Below are 15291 nucleotides of genomic sequence, written 5' to 3'. Positions count from 1 at the left end.
CACCACACTACGAGATCGCGTCGCGCAAATGAAATGCGCGGTTCTTATGGGGGCATTCCTGGCTGGAATACCATCGATAATGGCAATACTATGGCCCCTTGAACCCCACCCGTAACGCCCCGAAAAGCGGATCAAGGAACGATCACTAGATGAAACAAGCGGTTATCGTCATCCACGGAATCGGCGAACAGCGCCCGATGGATACCCTGCGTGGCTTCGTCGAAGCGGCGATTCCGGCGGACACCCCCGAGGCGACGCCTTTCTACTGGAGCAAACCCGACCGGTTTTCGCGCAACTTCGATTTGCGCGTGTTGAAGTCGGCGGGTCGCAACACCACCGATTTCTACGAGTACTACTGGGCCCACAAGATGCAGGGCACCAAGGTCGGGCACCTGCTCAGTTGGCTATGGGACATTTTCAAGCGCCCGCGCCGGGATATCCCGACGGCCATCGTGCCGATCTGGCGCGCCACGCGCTGGGCCTTGCTGGCCCTGCTCGTGCTGCTGGTCAGCGGAACCCTGGCGACGCTGTATGGCCGATTCCCCCACAGCGACAACCCCTTCGCCCTGATCCCGGTGCTGCTGGCGGTGATCGGCCTGGCCCTGAAGTACTCGGCACTGTCATACCTTGGCGACGCCGCCCGCTACCTGAGCCCCAACCCGCAGAACGTGGTGGTGCGCGAACAGATCCGCGCCGATGGCGTCGACCTGCTGCGCGCCCTGCATGACAAGGGTGATTACGACCGCATCATCGTCGTCGGCCACAGTTTGGGCAGCGTGATTGCCTACGACATCGTCGGCTACCTGTGGCACGAGCATCACGATCAGTTACGCCCCGGCGGCCCGGAACTCGCCGCCCGCTACGCCAACCACGAGCGATTGCAACCGGTGGTCCAGGACACGCTGCCAAAGGCTGGAAACGCCCTCGACGGCCGCCTGCAAAGCCTCCTCAGGTTCCGCGAACAGCAAGCCGAAGCCTTTATCGAACAACGCAACCTCGGCAACCCGTGGCGCATCACCGACCTCGTCACCCTCGGCAGCCCGATGGCCCACGCCAGCCTGTTGCTGGGCCGCAGCGTGAGCGACTTCCAGCGCCGCATCGAACGCCGCGAAGCCCCCGCCTGCCCGCCGACGCTCGACGATAAGGGCTACGGCTACAGCGGCCGGCTGCCCGTCACCGTCGGCGGTCGCCCATTTTCCCCCCTGTATTTGCACCATGCTGCGGCCTTCGCCGTGACCCGTTGGACCAACCTCTACTTCCCCGCGCCCCTGGGCCTGTTTGGCGACATCGTCGGCGGCCCGGTCAGCCCGGTGATGGGCCCCGGCGTGCTGGACCTGCCGGTCAGCGTGGGCAAATGGAAAGGCTGGCTCGCCAGGTCCTGGCTCAGCCACACCCATTACTGGAGCGAACGCGGCGGCGCCAAGGGCTACCTGAATAAACTGACCACCGATGACGCGGCAATTACCCAAGGCGAACGTCCGTCGGCGACTGAAGCGTTGCGTTGGGCGATTGATCTCAAGGGTGTGCGGCGTTTTCGCCAGGCGGGCGTCAGAGACTTAGTGGCTGAACCCGAGGCCTAGCCCGAAAAGCCACCGTCCTCCAGGAACGCCCGCTCCTCCTCTGTCGTGACCCTGGCCAACACCTCATTACGATGAGGAAAGCGCCCGAACCGCTCGATGATGCGGGCGTGCTCCTTGGCCCAGCGATAGGTATTGGCATCAAGGTCCTTGTTCAGGGCCAGCGACAGCTGTTGATCCCCGGGATCTTCAGAATGCTCGAAGGGCAAATAACAAAACGCCCGCAACGGGGTTTCGATCGACTTGTCCATCCCCGCCTCGACCATCTGCCGCGCGTACAAACGCGCCAGCGGGTCGGTGGCGAACATATGCGCCGTGCCACGGAAGGTATTGCGCGGGAACTGGTCCAGCAGCAACAGCAACGCCAGCGCGCCTTCCGGCGTTTGCATCCAGCTCTCCAGTTCGCGCCGGGCCGCCTGCAAATGCGTGGTGTAGAAAGCGTCGCGAAAACGCCGGTCAAACCCTTCATCCTTGGCAAACCAGAGCTTGGGCCCCGCCTGTTTCCAGAACTGAATAACCGCCATTGCTGCATTTTCGATCGTCGTCACAATCCTCTCCTCACTCACTCCACAAATTTCATCATCACTCTAAACAAAATCTATAAAGTTTCGGAACGTGTCTGAATGTTTCCAACGCACACAGGTAGTGTTGATGATCCTACGCCTTGCCCAGATTTTCAGTGACTCCAGCACCCGGGTTCGCGCCAAGCTGTTTGGCATCTACGGGTTGTTGATCGGCATTAACGTCGTCGCCTGGATCTGGGCGCTGGTGGCGTTCCATGAGCACCCGGTGCTGCTCGGCACCGCGCTCCTGGCCTACGGTTTCGGGCTGCGGCATGCGGTGGATGCCGACCATATCGCCGCCATCGACAACGTGACCCGCAAGCTGATGCAGGAAAAGAAACGTCCGGTGGCGGTGGGCTTCTTTTTCTCCCTGGGACATTCTTCGGTGGTGGTCCTGGCATCCATTGGCGTCGCGTTTGCGGCCTCGGTGATGCAGGCGCGGTTTGAAGGGTTCAAGGCCATCGGCGGGGTGATCGGCACGTCGGTCTCGGCCTCGTTCCTGTTGGTCATCGCCTTGATGAACCTGGTGATCCTGCACGCGATCTACAAGGCCTGGCGCCATGTGCGCCAGGGCGGTGCGTATGTGGAGGACGACTTCGACCTGCTGCTGGCGGACCGGGGTTTCATGGCGCGGATTTTCCGCCCGGTGTTTCGCCTGATCAGCCGCAGCTGGCATATGTACCCGTTGGGTTTCCTGTTCGGCCTGGGCTTTGATACGGCCACCGAGATCGGCCTGTTGGGGATTTCTGCGACCCAGGCCTCTCAAGGGCTGTCGCCGTGGGCGATCATGGTGTTCCCGCTGCTGTTCAGCGCCGGCATGTCCCTGGTGGACACGCTGGACGGCCACCTGATGCTGGGGGCATACGGCTGGGCGTACATGAAGCCGATCCGCAAGATCTACTACAACATGACCATCACCCTGGTATCGGTGGTGGTTGCGGTGGTGATCGGCAGTATCGAGGCGTTGGGGTTGATGGGTGACCAGTTGGACCTGAAGGGATCGTTCTGGAGTTTTATCGGCTCGCTGAACGACAGTTTCGGGATGCTGGGCTACATGATCATCGGGATCTTCGTGGCCAGTTGGGCGATCTCGGTGATGCTGTATCGCCTCAAGGGCTTTGACCGGATTGAAGTGAATGCGGGTTGACCGAGGGACATTCAGCCTTGTTGTGGCGAGGGAGCTTGCTCCCGCTGGGTCGCGAAGCGGCCCCAATAAGGCAATCGAGAGCCACCTGAAAGAACACCGTGTCCTTTTTTTGGGGCAGCTTCGCAGCCCAGCGGGAGCAAGCTCCCTCGCCACAGGTTGTTCATTCACCCGATAGGGTTTTCCAGGCTCAGAAATCCACCGTCGCCGACAATTTCACTGTCCGCGGCTCACCCTGGGTCAGGTAGTTATTGGCCGTCGACGCCGACGACCAGTACGCCTTGTTCGCTACGTTTTCGACGTTGGCGCGCAGGGTGATGTATTTGTCATCCGCTTTGAAGCCATACCGCGCCCCCAGGTCGACGCGGGTCCAGGCCGGGATGCTCAGGCTGTTGGCGGCGTTGACGTATTCGCCACCGGTGCGCAGCATCCGTGCGCTGACCGCCGCACCCTGGATGCCCGGCACATCCCAATCCGCACCGACGTTGTACTGGAAGCGCGGCACACCCGCGGCGCGGTTGCCGTCGGTGGCACCGTTGGAAGTGCTCTTCTGTTCGGTGTCCATCCAGGTGGCACCGGCCAGCAGGCGCAGGCCGTCGATGGGCTCGCCGAACACGTTGAGTTCCACGCCTTTGTTGATCTGTTCACCGTCGACAGTGAAGGTGTCGAACTTCTGGCCCGGGAACCGGGTGGTCGCGTTGTTCGGCTGTTCGATGCGGTACACACCCAGCGTGGCGCCATAGTTTTCCCAGTCCAGCTTCACCCCGGCTTCCGTCTGCTTGCTGCGCTTGGGCGGGAAGACTTCGCCAGGGTTGGTCACGTTCGTGAGTGGCGCCGTCGGGCCCTGGGCCAGGCCTTCGATACGGTTGGCGTAGAACGACACGTGCTCCCATGGCTTGATCACCAGGCCATAGACCGGTGTGGTGATGGACTCGGAGTACGGTGTACCCCGTGCCCCCGTGGCCGTGTTCCAACTGTCCACCTCGATGGTCTGGCGCCGCACGCCCAGGGTCAACAGCACCCGATCATCCAAAAAGCCCAGGGTGTCGGACACCGCCGCACTCTTGATGCGGTTCTTGCCGACAACCCGCGGGTCGTGAATATCACTGCCGAAATAGGTGTTGGTAGGTCGCGGCGTTTGCGTCGGGTCGTACAGGTTGCCGGGCTGGCGGTTGGCTTGCAGGATCGCCTCGTAGGACGAGCGCTGCTCGCCCCAGATCCCCGACAGCCCGAAGTTCATCTGATGGGTCACAGGCCCCGTCGCAAAGTGCCCGTTCAAGCCGGCCATGGCGCTTTTGTTGTCTTCGTCATGGGGTGAATAGAGGAAGCCCACCTTGGCGCTGCCATCGTTGGCGACATACAGCGACGAATACTGGCCGTTCTCCCGAGTGTGCTTGGCGCCACCTGCCGCGTAGGCCGTCCAGTTATCGTTCAAGTCATATTCGGCGTTGACCATGCCGTAGGTGTCTTCCAGCTGCGACCAGCTCCAGTCCTGGGCGTAGTTGTTCTTGGCCGACGGCGGGCTGGGCACTTTGGTGCCGGTCAGGTAGACCACCGAGCGGCCGTTATTGATGCGTTCTTTCTGGTAGCCAAAGTCGGTGGAGATCCGCAAGCGCTCGCCACGATAATCCAGGGCAACGGCGATCAACTGCGAGCTTTTGTTTTCGTCATCCACAGCGGTTTCGCCGCCGTGCCGCGCCAGGTTGACCCGGGCGCCAAAGCGGTTGTCTTCGCCAAAGCGTTGGCCAAGGTCGATGTGGCCGCCGGCCTGGCTGTCGCTGGCGTAATCGAGGGTGACGCTGCGGGTGGGCGTGTCTTCAGCGCGCTTGGGCACCAGGTTGACGCTGCCGCCGATCCCGCTGCCCGAGGGCGACACGCCGTTGACGAAGGCATTCGGGCCCTTGAACAACTCCACCCGTTCCAGGGCTTCGGTAGTGATGATCTGCCGGGGCAGCACGCCGTACAGGCCGTTGAATGCGATGTCATCGGTGCTCAGCGGCAGTCCGCGAATGGTGAACACCTGAGAGAAGTTGCCAAACCCGGACGACTGGCGCACCGACGCGTCGTTGAGCAAAACGTCGCCGACGGTTCGCGCTTGTTGGTCGGCGATGGTTTTCGAGGTGTAGCTGACCACGCTGAATGGCACGTCGTTGATGGACCGATTGCCCAACACGCCCAGGCGTGCAGAACGTGCCACCTGGCCACCGGCATACGTGTCTGCCTGCGCCCCGCTCGCTTCACCGCTGATGGTGGTGGCGCCCAACTCCAACGCACCACCGCTGGCCTGGGGCACCACGGTATAACCGTTGGTGCCGGTGCCTTGCAGGGTGTAGCCGCTGCCTTGCAGCAACTGGGCAAAACCCGATTGTGCGCTGTAGCTGCCTTGCAGCCCCGGGCTTTGTTGATCGTTGAGCAACGTGGAATCGAACGACAACGGCACCCCGGACAACGCCGCAAACTGCGCCAGCACATTCCCCAGCGGCCCCGCCGCGATGTTATAGCTGCGCGCCGCACTGCTTGGCGCAGCGTCTTCTGCCTGGGCGTTCTGCAACGGTGCGACGGCGGCAAGGGCGACCGCCAGGCTCAGTGCCTTCAACGGACGGGGGCAGTACGGGAGCGGTCTGGCGGTCATGGGCATTCCTGTCGGCGCGGAGCAATGTTGAGGGTTCTCCCCTACACCGGGCGACAACGAAAAAGGTATCAGCGAAAGTTGAAAAAGATCAGCGCGGCTCGACCGTCACCCAATACCCGGTCAGGCTGCTGACCTTGACCGGCAAGGTTTCCTGCAACAGGTGCAGGCTGGCATCGGTATCGCGCAGGGGAAACGCACCCGACACCGTGAGGTCGGCAACCGAGGCATGGCAGCGCAATACGCCGGCGCGATAACGCCCCAGCTCATCCAGCAGGTCCGCCAGGCGCATATGCTGGGCCAGCAGCATGCCGTTCTCCCAGGTCAGGGTGCTGACGTCCAGCGGCTCGACGGCGGCTACCCGGTCAACACTGAAGGCGCCCTGCTCGCCCGCCTTGACGATCACCCCCTGGCCGGCATGCGCCGCCAGCAACTCCACCGCGCCTTCGGTCACGGCCACTCGGCTTGCCTGCTCACCCACCCGCACGCTGAATCGGGTGCCCAAGGCCCTGGCGGTACCGTGGCGGGTCTGGACGATGAACGGGCGATGGGCCGAATCCTTGGCGGTGGTGATCAGCACTTCGCCCTTGAGCAGCTCGATACGCCGCACCTGCTCGGAGAACGCGATATTCAGCGAGCTGCCGGTGTTGATCAGCAAGCGTGTGCCGTCGGGCAAGGTGAGGTTCCTTTGTTCGCCGATGGCCGTGTGCTGGTCGGCGGTCCACTGCTGCCACGGCACCTGCCGATACGCCAGCCAGGCCGCCGGGCCGGCCGCCAGCAACAACCCGAGCGCCTGGCGTCGGCCGAGGGATTTTTTGCGCCCGATGCGCTTCAAGGTATCGCCGGCAATCGCCGCCGGCACGCTGTTGAAGTCCCCCAGAATCGCCTGCGCCCGTTGCCAGGCCTGGGCATGCTGGGCGCTGCGGCCCTGCCACTGGGCGATGGCGCGGCGGTCTTCATCGGTGGCGCTGCCGGATTGCAACTGCACCATCCAGTCGGCGGCTTCACCGAGGATCAGCGGATCAATCGACTGGCTCATGCCACGCTCAGGCAGGCCAGGAAGGCATCGCGCATGTAGCGTTTGACCGAAATCAGCGACACACCCAGGGCATCGGCAATCTGCTGATAGGTCAGGCCGTCGATCTGCGACATCAGGAAGGCCTGGCGGGTTTTTTCCGGCAGATCCCGCAGCATCGCCTCAATGCGGTACAGCGCTTCGAGGATCAGCCAGCGGGTTTCCGGCGAAGGTACATGCTGTTCGGGCAGGTGGGCGATGGTTTCCAGGTAGGCGCGTTCCACTTCCTGGCGGCGCCAGCTGTCGATCATCAGGCCCTTGGCGATATGCGTGAGCAACGCCCGTGGTTCGGCGCCCAGGTGGGTGCTGGTTTGCCGGGTGAGCAGGCGCATGAACGTGTCATGGGCCAGGTCCGCGGCATCGCTGGCGTTGCCCAGCTTGCGGTCCAGCCAACGGTGCAACCATCCATGGTGTTCGCAGTACAGGTCCTGGATATGCAGATTGAGGGGAGACGACATGCCGATCACCGGGGCGCGCCGGGCGGTGAGACCCAAGCGTAATTAAGAATTGATCGCATTCTAGTCTGCGCGGGGTAATGCTGGCAATTTCATGATTTTGATAACGCCGGCGACCCAACGTGGGAGCGGGCTTGCTCGCGAATGCGGTGGGTCAGTCGACATCTCCAGCGGCTGATACTCCGTATTCGCGAGCAAGCCAGCTCCCACATTTTTGATCTTCACCCGGCGTGTGATTCCGGGTGTTGGATCAGGCCAGTTCGGCCCGCAGTTGACGCGCCGCTGTCACCATGTGAATCAGCGCCGCTTCAGTCTCCGGCCAGCCACGGGTTTTCAGGCCGCAATCCGGGTTGACCCACAGGCGTTCGGCCGGGATGCGTTTGGCTGCCTTGCGCAGCAGGTTGGCCATTTCCGAGGCATCCGGCACCCGTGGCGAGTGGATGTCATACACACCTGGGCCAATGTCGTTCGGGTAAGCGAAGGCTTCGAATGCCTCCAGCAGTTCCATGTCCGAGCGCGAGGTTTCGATGGTGATCACGTCGGCATCCATCGCCGCGATGGACTCGATCACATCGTTGAATTCGCTGTAGCACATGTGGGTGTGAATCTGGGTTTCGTCACGCACGCCGGAGGCGCACAGGCGGAACACTTCAGTGGCCCAATCCAGGTATTCCTTCCACTGCGCCTGGCGCAACGGCAAGCCTTCGCGGAACGCGGCTTCGTCGATCTGCACGATCTTGATCCCGGCGGCTTCCAGGTCCACCACTTCGTCACGAATCGCCAGGGCGAGTTGCCGCGCCTGTTCTTCGCGGCTCACGTCTTCACGGGGGAACGACCACATCAGCATGGTCACCGGGCCGGTCAGCATGCCCTTCATCACCTTGTTGGTGAGGCCCTGGGCGTAGCGGATCCACTCCACGGTCATGGCTTTCGGACGACTCAGGTCACCGAAAATCACCGCCGGTTTCACACAACGGGAACCGTAGCTCTGCACCCAGCCGAAGCGGGTAAATACATAACCGTCCAACTGTTCGGCGAAGTATTCGACCATGTCGTTACGCTCGGCTTCACCATGCACCAGCACGTCCAGGCCAAGGTTTTCCTGCACTTCGACAGCGTGGCGGATCTCGCTGTGCATGGCTTCGACGTATTCGGCTTCGCTCAACTTGCCGGCCTTGTAGGACTGGCGAGCCAGGCGGATCGAAGCAGTTTGCGGGAACGAACCGATGGTGGTGGTCGGGAACAGCGGCAGGTTAAGGCCGGCACGCTGTTTCTCGATACGTTGGGCAAACAGCGAGTCACGCTGGCTGTCCTTGGCGGTGATCGCCGCCACACGGGCTTGCACCGCCGGCTTGTGGATACGCGGCGAAGCGGCACGGGCCGCCTGCACGGCAAGGCTTTCGGCCAGGGCGGCGATCACGTTCGGCGCTTCAGGCTGGTTCACGGCCTGGGCCAGCACCGCCACCTCTTCGCACTTCTGCACGGCAAACGCCAGCCAGCTTTTCAGCTCGGCATCCAGCTTGTCTTCACGGCACAGGTCTACCGGGCTGTGCAGCAACGAGCAGGATGGCGCCACCCACAGGCGATCCCCCAGGCGCTCATGAGCATGCTGCAAGGTGGCCAGGGCTTTTTCCAGGTCGCAGCGCCAAACGTTACGGCCGTTGACCACGCCCAGGGACAGCACCTTATAAGCCGGCAGGCGATCGAGGATGGTCGGGTACTGATCCGGTGCACGCACCAGGTCGATGTGCAGGCCGTCCACCGGCAGGTTGGCTGCCAGCCCGAGGTTCTCTTCCAGGCCGCCAAAATAGGTGGCCACCAGCTTCTTCAGCGGGTCGCGCTGGATCAGGTTGTAGGCACGCTCGAAGGCGTTTTTCCAATCCTGCGGCAGGTCCAGCACCAGGATCGGCTCGTCGATCTGCACCCATTCCACGCCCAGGTCCGCCAGGCGCTGGAAGATCTGGCCGTACAGCGGCAGGAGGCGGTCCAGCAGGTCGAGTTTGTCGAAATCACCACCCTTGGCCTTGCCCAGCCACAGGTAGGTCAGCGGGCCGATGACCACTGGCTTGACGGTGTGGCCGAGGTCACGGGCTTCCTTGACCTCTTCGAACAGTTGCTCCCAACCCAGCTGGAATTGCTGGTCGGCACTGAATTCAGGGACCAGGTAGTGATAGTTGGTGTCGAACCACTTGGTCATTTCCTGGGCGTGGGCACCGCCGCAGCAGTTGTCACTGACGCCACGGGCCATGCCGAACAGGGTGTGCAGGGTGGCTTTGCCGTCGGCCGGGCGGAAACGCTCGGGGATCACACCGAACATCAGCGAGTGAGTCAGTACCTGGTCGTACCAGGCGAAGTCACCGGCGGGCAACAGTTCGATGCCGGCTTTCTTTTGCAGGTCCCAGTGCGTCTTGCGCAGTTCACGACCTACGGCGCGCAGGCCGGCTTCGTCGAGCTCGCCCTTCCAAAACGCTTCCTGCGCTTTTTTCAGTTCACGATCGCGACCAATGCGCGGGAATCCAAGGGAATGGGCAACAGCCATGACGTAAAGCTCCAATGTGTTTGTATGGGAGCCATTGTCGGGATCGAGTGATAGTGAGACAAACTCATTTTATTTGAGATGATCACAAGTTCCACTCATGATGAAATGCACCGCCCAGGCTTGAGTGATCGCGCGGCGCTCACGCTCCATGCGCACGGGAGTGGGTGGGCCTTCGTTTTGCTTATCACTGAAATAGCTGGCGGCGTCTGTTTCGGTGCCCGGCCGCTCAGCATACTTTTGCTTCCCAAGCCCCAAGGAAGCCCCCACATGGAACAGCAGCAGCCACTGACCACCCTCCTCGTTCACTTCGTAGCCCTTGGGCTCACACTCCTCGGCATCGGCAGCCTGGCGCTGCTGATGGCTTGGGCCGGGCGTCTGATTTTCTAGTTCAATCGGCGGGAATATCGGCGCTCAACGTGCGGATCAACGCTTGCGCCTGAGAGTCCCGCTGCGCCGTATACAGCACCACTTCACGACTGGGCAGCGGCGGCAGGTCGAAACGCTGCTCCACGTCGACGCAGCCACCGGGCGCCATCCGCCCCACCATCGCACCGATGCCAATCCCCGCCACCACAGCAGCGCCGATCGCCAGGATCCCGCTGCCCACGAACGCCTCTTCCCAGGCACGGTTCTGCTCGGCCAGCGCCGCCATCACCATGCTGCGCATGCCGCAGGGTTCCGGCTGGATCGCCAGGGGCAACGCCCCGCCCTGGCGCAATTCGAAGTCGTGGGAAGCCATCCAGCCAAAGCGTTCGACGCCCACCACTTCGCCGTCCTGGCGACGGTTGTCGTGCCGCAGGATCATCGCCACATCCAGCTTGCCCTGCTCGTAGTTCATCAACATATCCCGCGAGGTGCCGAGGCTGAACGCCACGATCACGTCCGGGTCGGTGGTCGCCAAACGCCGCAGCCACAGGCTGAGATCGGCGCCGACAATGTGGTGGCTGACGCCCACGCGCAAGGTGCGTTTCTGCGGGCCAAAACAGTTCATCGCTTCCTGGTAGTTGTCCAGCAAGCGGCGGGCACTGGCCAAAAACATCTGGCCATGGGCCGACAGCGTGACCCGTCGCGGCGTGCGTTCCAGCAGCTTGCGGCCAAGGCTTTCTTCGAGGCGTTTTATCTTCAGGCTGATAGCCGCCTGGGTGCCGCCGATGGCATCGGCAGCGCGGGTAAAGCTCTTGAGTTCGGCGACCAGGACGAACGCCTGGATGGCGTCGATATCGGGCATTTTCATGGATGGGCTGGCGATAGAGAGTCAAGACGTGACGTTAGCATGCCGCGCCTGCTGACCAAACCACTGCATGATGAGCACGCAGCCTGGGTGTGACGCCGCCGGCGATTGCACGGTTGGCCACTCGGTGGTGGACCAAATTGAAGACCAATACGTGATACCGGGAGAGCGTTATAGTCGCTGCATTGAGTAGGGAATTGAGTCAATACAGTGGATTGATGTCAGTGTGGGCGGGGTTTTGGAGTCCGCTGAAGATCTCATGTGGGAGCTGTCGAGCTTGATCGTTCCCACGCTCTGCGTGGGAATGCATCCCGTGACGCTCCGCGTCACCACTGCGCAAGACTTGAACCTTGCATCGCCCGATGGACGCAGAGCGTCCGAGGCGACATTCCCACGCAGAGCGTGGGAACGATCAATTGCAGCGTCCATGCGTCCATTCTCACCTCTCGTCGCCCAAGCCGTGGTCCGTTATCAAAGCGGCTCATCATACCTACGGGCTGTCATATTCACAGGCCAGCTTATAACCGGGCCAGCAAATTCCGCTGACTAACCTTTCGATCTGTCCCAAGTGCGGGCACAATGCGTGTCCTTTTTTGGCAGGCACCGCCGCAGGCTCTGAAAATGATCAAAACGCCGTACTACCTCATCGACAAACAGAAGCTTCTGGTCAACATGCAGAAGATCGCCTACGTGCGCGAACAGTCCGGCGCCAAGGCTCTGCTGGCCCTCAAATGCTTCGCCACCTGGTCGGTGTTCGACCTGATGCAGGAATACATGGACGGCACCACCTCGTCGTCGCTGTACGAGCTCAAGCTGGGTCGCCAGAAGTTCGAAGGTGAAGCCCACGCCTACAGCGTGGCCTGGGCCGACGATGAAATCGAAGAGATGCTCGACAACTGCGACAAGATCATCTTCAACTCCATCAGCCAGCTGCAGCGCTTCGCCGAGCGCAGCGAAGGCAAGACCCGCGGCCTGCGCGTCAACCCGCAAGTGAGCAGCTCCGACTACCTGCTGGCCGACCCGGCGCGCCCGTTCAGCCGCCTGGGCGAGTGGGACCCGGTGAAGATCGAAGGTGTGATCGAGCAAATCTCCGGCTTCATGTTCCACAACAACTGCGAGAACGGTGATTTCAACCTGTTCGACCAGATGCTCAACACCATCGAAGAACGCTTCGGCGCGCTGCTGCACAAGGTCAACTGGGTCAGCCTCGGCGGCGGCATCCACTTCACCGGTGAAGGCTATGCCATCGACGCCTTCTGCCAGCGCCTCAAGGCGTTCTCGCAGAAGTACGACGTGCAGGTGTACCTGGAACCCGGCGAAGCGGCGATCACCAACAGCGCCTCCCTGGAAGTGACCGTGCTCGACACCCTCTACAACGGCAAGAACCTCGCCGTGGTAGACAGCTCCATCGAAGCCCACCTGCTGGACCTGCTGATCTATCGCCTGAACGCCAAGCTGGCGCCAAGCAATGGCGAACACACCTACATGGTGTGCGGCAAGTCGTGCCTGGCCGGGGACATCTTCGGTGAGTACCAATTTGATCAGCCGCTGGCCATCGGCGATCGACTGTCGTTCATCGACACGGCAGGCTACACCATGGTCAAGAAAAACTGGTTCAACGGCCTGAAAATGCCGTCCATCGTAGTGAAACAACTCGACGGTACAGTCGAAGTGGTTCGTGAATTTGGTTACGACGACTACCTGTCCAGCCTTTCGTAAAGCGGACAGATAAAGGAGAGATAAAGCAATTGAAAAAGAACGTTCTTATCATTGGTGCAGGAGGTGTCGCCAAGGTGGTGGCCCACAAGTGCGCGCAGCACAACGACGAACTCGGTCGTATTGCTATCGCGTCGCGCAACATCTCCAAATGCCAGGCCATCATCGACAGCGTCAAGGCCAAGGGTAGCCTCAAGGTACCCGCCGACATCCAGGCCTTCGCGCTGAACGCTTTGGACGTGGAAGCGACCAAGGCACTGATCCGCGAGACTGAATCGCAGATCGTCATCAACGTCGGTTCCGCGTTCCTCAACATGTCGGTATTGCGTGCCTGCATCGACACCGGCGTGGCGTACCTCGACACCGCCATCCACGAAGAGCCGGGCAAGGTCTGCGAGACCCCGCCGTGGTACGGCAACTACGAATGGAACCACCTGGAAGAGTGCAAACAGAAGAACATCACGGCCATCCTTGGCGTGGGCTTCGACCCGGGTGTGGTCAACGCTTATGCAGCGCTGGCGCAACAAAAGCATTTCGACCGCATTGATTCGATCGACATTCTCGACGTCAATGCCGGCTCCCATGGCAAATATTTCGCCACCAATTTCGACCCGGAAATCAACTTCCGCGAATTCACCGGACAGGTGTGGAGCTGGCAGAACAGCCAGTGGACCAGCAACACCATGTTCGAAGTCAAACGCACCGACGACCTGCCTGTGGTCGGTTCGCAGAACCTGTACCTGACCGGCCACGATGAAGTGCACTCGCTGTCGAAAAACCTCGACGTGCCCAATGTGCGTTTCTGGATGAGCTTCGGCGAACACTACATCAACGTGTTCACCGTGCTGAAAAACCTCGGCCTGCTCTCCGAAAAACCGGTCACCACCGCCGAAGGCCTGGAAGTCGTGCCGCTGAAACTGGTCAAGGCCGTGCTGCCCGACCCGTCGTCGCTGGCGCCTGGCTACACCGGCAAGACCTGCATCGGCGACCTGGTCAAGGGCACCAAGGATGGCCAGCCACGCGAGCTGTTCATCTACAACGTGGCCTGCCACGAAGAAGCCTTCGCCGAGACCGACAGCCAGGGCATTTCCTACACCGCCGGCGTACCGCCGGTAGCCGCAGCGCTGCTGGTTGCCCGTGGCGAGTGGGACGTGAAGCACATGGCCAACGTCGAGGAACTGCCGGCTGAGCCGTTCCTGAAGGCGCTGGACGTGATGGGCTTGCCGACTCGGATCAAAGACGAGAACGGTGACCGTGCCTGGGATGCGATTGCCTGACAGGCGATAGTTGACCGAACAAAAAAATGCGCCCTCAGGGGCGCATTTTTTGTTGGGGCCAATCCAAACCTCAAACACAATGAAAATCAAATGTGGGAGCTGGCTTGCCTGCGATAGCGGTGGGTCAGCCAATACAGTGGCTACTGCGAGACCGCCATCGCAGGCAAGCCAGCTCCCACAGTAGATCTCCAGTGAATGTGAAGTCTCGGATTAGTCGAGGTTACGGGCCGAATTGCTCAACGCCCTTGAGCACTGCAACAACGCCGGCGCCAACTGCTTCTCTGCATCCGCCCGGCTCCAGCGACTGGTCGGCGCCACCACATGCACCGCCGCCACCGGCCGACCGTTCGCCCCCAGCACCGGCGCGCCGATGGTCATGTCCCCCAGGAACAGTTCCTGGCCATTCACCGCATAGCCCTGCTCGCGCACCTGCTGCAGCGACTCCATGATCCTGTCGACCTCAGTCAACGTCTGGCTGGTGTGCGCCACCCGCTGGCTGTGCTCGATCAATGCCAGCGCCTCATCCTGCGGCAACGCACTCAGATACGCGCGCCCCGACGCCGTGCAATACATCGGCACCCGCGAGCCAATCGGCATGTGTACCGGCACGAAGCCCGAGCTGACAAACCGCGCGATATACGTCATGTCGTAACCCGCAGGCTCGGTCAGGCACGAGGTTTCTCCCGTCAGGCGGGTCAATTCCGAGAGGAACGGGTTGGCCACTTCAATCAGCGAATGCGCATCCAGATAACTGAAGCCCAACTCCAGCACCCGTGGTGTGAGTTGGTAATGACGGGTGCGCGAGTGTTTCCGAAGGTAACCCAGGCTCTCGAGGGTAAACACCATGCGCTGGGCCGAGCTTTTGGTCATGCCGGCGGCTTCGGCCACCTCTGCAAGGCTCATGCTGCGGCGCTGGGCGCTGAATGCCTTGAGCACCGACAGGCCCTTTTCCAGGGATTGGTTGTGCAAGCTGTTGCGTTCTTCGGACATGGCGAACTCGCGGTCAGGTCGATCAAGCGTGGCGATATTTCTACACGAAATCGCGAAATTCGACCACTAAAAATCGCATACCGATACGAATGGTT

12 protein-coding genes are annotated in these 15291 nt (G+C 61.5%); 4 read left to right on the top strand and 8 right to left on the bottom strand.

Going from position 1 to position 15291, the window contains the following annotated elements; all coding sequences use genetic code 11:
• Positions 1 to 149 precede the first annotated feature (149 nt).
• Complete coding sequence (locus tag QF039_RS09600) at positions 150 to 1580, top strand: hypothetical protein (protein WP_307517698.1); 1431 nt, start codon at positions 150 to 152, stop codon at positions 1578 to 1580.
• Here QF039_RS09600 and QF039_RS09595 read toward each other — a convergent pair.
• Positions 1577 to 2101, bottom strand: coding sequence for a DUF924 family protein (locus tag QF039_RS09595; protein WP_307522942.1), 525 nt, complete (start codon positions 2099 to 2101; stop codon positions 1577 to 1579). The two genes, QF039_RS09600 and QF039_RS09595, sit on opposite strands and share 4 nt — an antisense overlap.
• Positions 2102 to 2228: 127 nt before the next feature.
• Between QF039_RS09595 and QF039_RS09590 the strand changes: the two genes are divergently transcribed.
• Positions 2229 to 3287: a HoxN/HupN/NixA family nickel/cobalt transporter gene (locus tag QF039_RS09590; protein ID WP_003210212.1), complete on the top strand. Its 1059-nt coding sequence runs from the start codon at positions 2229 to 2231 to the stop codon at positions 3285 to 3287.
• A gap of 187 nt (positions 3288 to 3474) precedes the next feature.
• Here QF039_RS09590 and QF039_RS09585 read toward each other — a convergent pair whose 3' ends face one another.
• The 6 genes from QF039_RS09585 to QF039_RS09560 form a co-directional block, all read right to left on the bottom strand.
• Complete coding sequence (locus QF039_RS09585; protein WP_307517695.1) at positions 3475 to 5916, bottom strand: TonB-dependent receptor; 2442 nt, start codon at positions 5914 to 5916, stop codon at positions 3475 to 3477.
• A gap of 88 nt (positions 5917 to 6004) precedes the next feature.
• Positions 6005 to 6952 (bottom strand): FecR domain-containing protein, encoded by a 948-nt coding sequence (locus QF039_RS09580; protein WP_177019939.1) that lies wholly within the window; start codon positions 6950 to 6952, stop codon positions 6005 to 6007.
• Positions 6949 to 7446 (bottom strand): sigma-70 family RNA polymerase sigma factor, encoded by a 498-nt coding sequence (locus QF039_RS09575; RefSeq protein ID WP_093210076.1) that lies wholly within the window; start codon positions 7444 to 7446, stop codon positions 6949 to 6951. The genes QF039_RS09580 and QF039_RS09575 overlap by 4 nt, the downstream gene beginning before the upstream one ends.
• Before the next feature lie 247 nt (positions 7447 to 7693).
• Positions 7694 to 9982, bottom strand: coding sequence for a 5-methyltetrahydropteroyltriglutamate--homocysteine S-methyltransferase (gene metE / locus QF039_RS09570; protein WP_307517691.1), 2289 nt, complete (start codon positions 9980 to 9982; stop codon positions 7694 to 7696).
• Positions 9983 to 10051: 69 nt separating this feature from the next.
• Positions 10052 to 10288 carry a hypothetical protein gene (locus QF039_RS09565; RefSeq protein WP_301049938.1) on the bottom strand — a complete coding sequence of 79 codons (237 nt, stop codon included), beginning with the start codon at positions 10286 to 10288 and terminating at the stop codon, positions 10052 to 10054.
• An 82-nt stretch (positions 10289 to 10370) separates the two neighbouring features.
• Positions 10371 to 11216: a LysR family transcriptional regulator gene (locus tag QF039_RS09560; protein ID WP_307517688.1), complete on the bottom strand. Its 846-nt coding sequence runs from the start codon at positions 11214 to 11216 to the stop codon at positions 10371 to 10373.
• 618 nt (positions 11217 to 11834) lie between these two features.
• Here QF039_RS09560 and QF039_RS09555 point away from each other — a divergent pair.
• Together QF039_RS09555 and QF039_RS09550 are read left to right on the top strand one after the other, a co-directional pair.
• On the top strand, positions 11835 to 12932 hold the full coding sequence (locus QF039_RS09555) for a carboxynorspermidine decarboxylase (RefSeq protein ID WP_003211413.1): 1098 nt from the start codon (positions 11835 to 11837) through the stop codon (positions 12930 to 12932).
• Positions 12933 to 12961: 29 nt separating this feature from the next.
• On the top strand, positions 12962 to 14206 hold the full coding sequence (locus QF039_RS09550) for a saccharopine dehydrogenase family protein (RefSeq protein WP_003211412.1): 1245 nt from the start codon (positions 12962 to 12964) through the stop codon (positions 14204 to 14206).
• A 210-nt stretch (positions 14207 to 14416) separates the two neighbouring features.
• Here QF039_RS09550 and QF039_RS09545 read toward each other — a convergent pair whose 3' ends face one another.
• Positions 14417 to 15196: an IclR family transcriptional regulator gene (locus QF039_RS09545; protein WP_307517685.1), complete on the bottom strand. Its 780-nt coding sequence runs from the start codon at positions 15194 to 15196 to the stop codon at positions 14417 to 14419.
• Between the last annotated feature and the right edge of the window lie 95 nt (positions 15197 to 15291).

This window comes from Pseudomonas sp. W2I6, from assembly GCF_030815935.1.
Taxonomy (GTDB): Bacteria; Pseudomonadota; Gammaproteobacteria; order Pseudomonadales; family Pseudomonadaceae; genus Aquipseudomonas.
The sequence above is the reverse complement of the archived record's forward strand: the minus strand, read 5'-3'. Positions and strand labels throughout refer to the sequence as shown.

Bases quoted from the DNA above. Each gene is read 5' to 3' on its own strand.
- QF039_RS09600 (WP_307517698.1), top strand. From the start codon at position 150: ATGAAACAAGCGGTTATCGTCATCCACGGAATCGGCGAACAGCGCCCG.
- QF039_RS09595 (WP_307522942.1), bottom strand. From the start codon at position 2,101: ATGGCGGTTATTCAGTTCTGGAAACAGGCGGGGCCCAAGCTCTGGTTT.
- QF039_RS09590 (WP_003210212.1), top strand. From the start codon at position 2,229: ATGATCCTACGCCTTGCCCAGATTTTCAGTGACTCCAGCACCCGGGTT.
- QF039_RS09585 (WP_307517695.1), bottom strand. From the start codon at position 5,916: ATGACCGCCAGACCGCTCCCGTACTGCCCCCGTCCGTTGAAGGCACTG.
- QF039_RS09580 (WP_177019939.1), bottom strand. From the start codon at position 6,952: ATGAGCCAGTCGATTGATCCGCTGATCCTCGGTGAAGCCGCCGACTGG.
- QF039_RS09575 (WP_093210076.1), bottom strand. From the start codon at position 7,446: ATGTCGTCTCCCCTCAATCTGCATATCCAGGACCTGTACTGCGAACAC.
- metE (WP_307517691.1), bottom strand. From the start codon at position 9,982: ATGGCTGTTGCCCATTCCCTTGGATTCCCGCGCATTGGTCGCGATCGT.
- QF039_RS09560 (WP_307517688.1), bottom strand. From the start codon at position 11,216: ATGAAAATGCCCGATATCGACGCCATCCAGGCGTTCGTCCTGGTCGCC.
- QF039_RS09555 (WP_003211413.1), top strand. From the start codon at position 11,835: ATGATCAAAACGCCGTACTACCTCATCGACAAACAGAAGCTTCTGGTC.
- QF039_RS09545 (WP_307517685.1), bottom strand. From the start codon at position 15,196: ATGTCCGAAGAACGCAACAGCTTGCACAACCAATCCCTGGAAAAGGGC.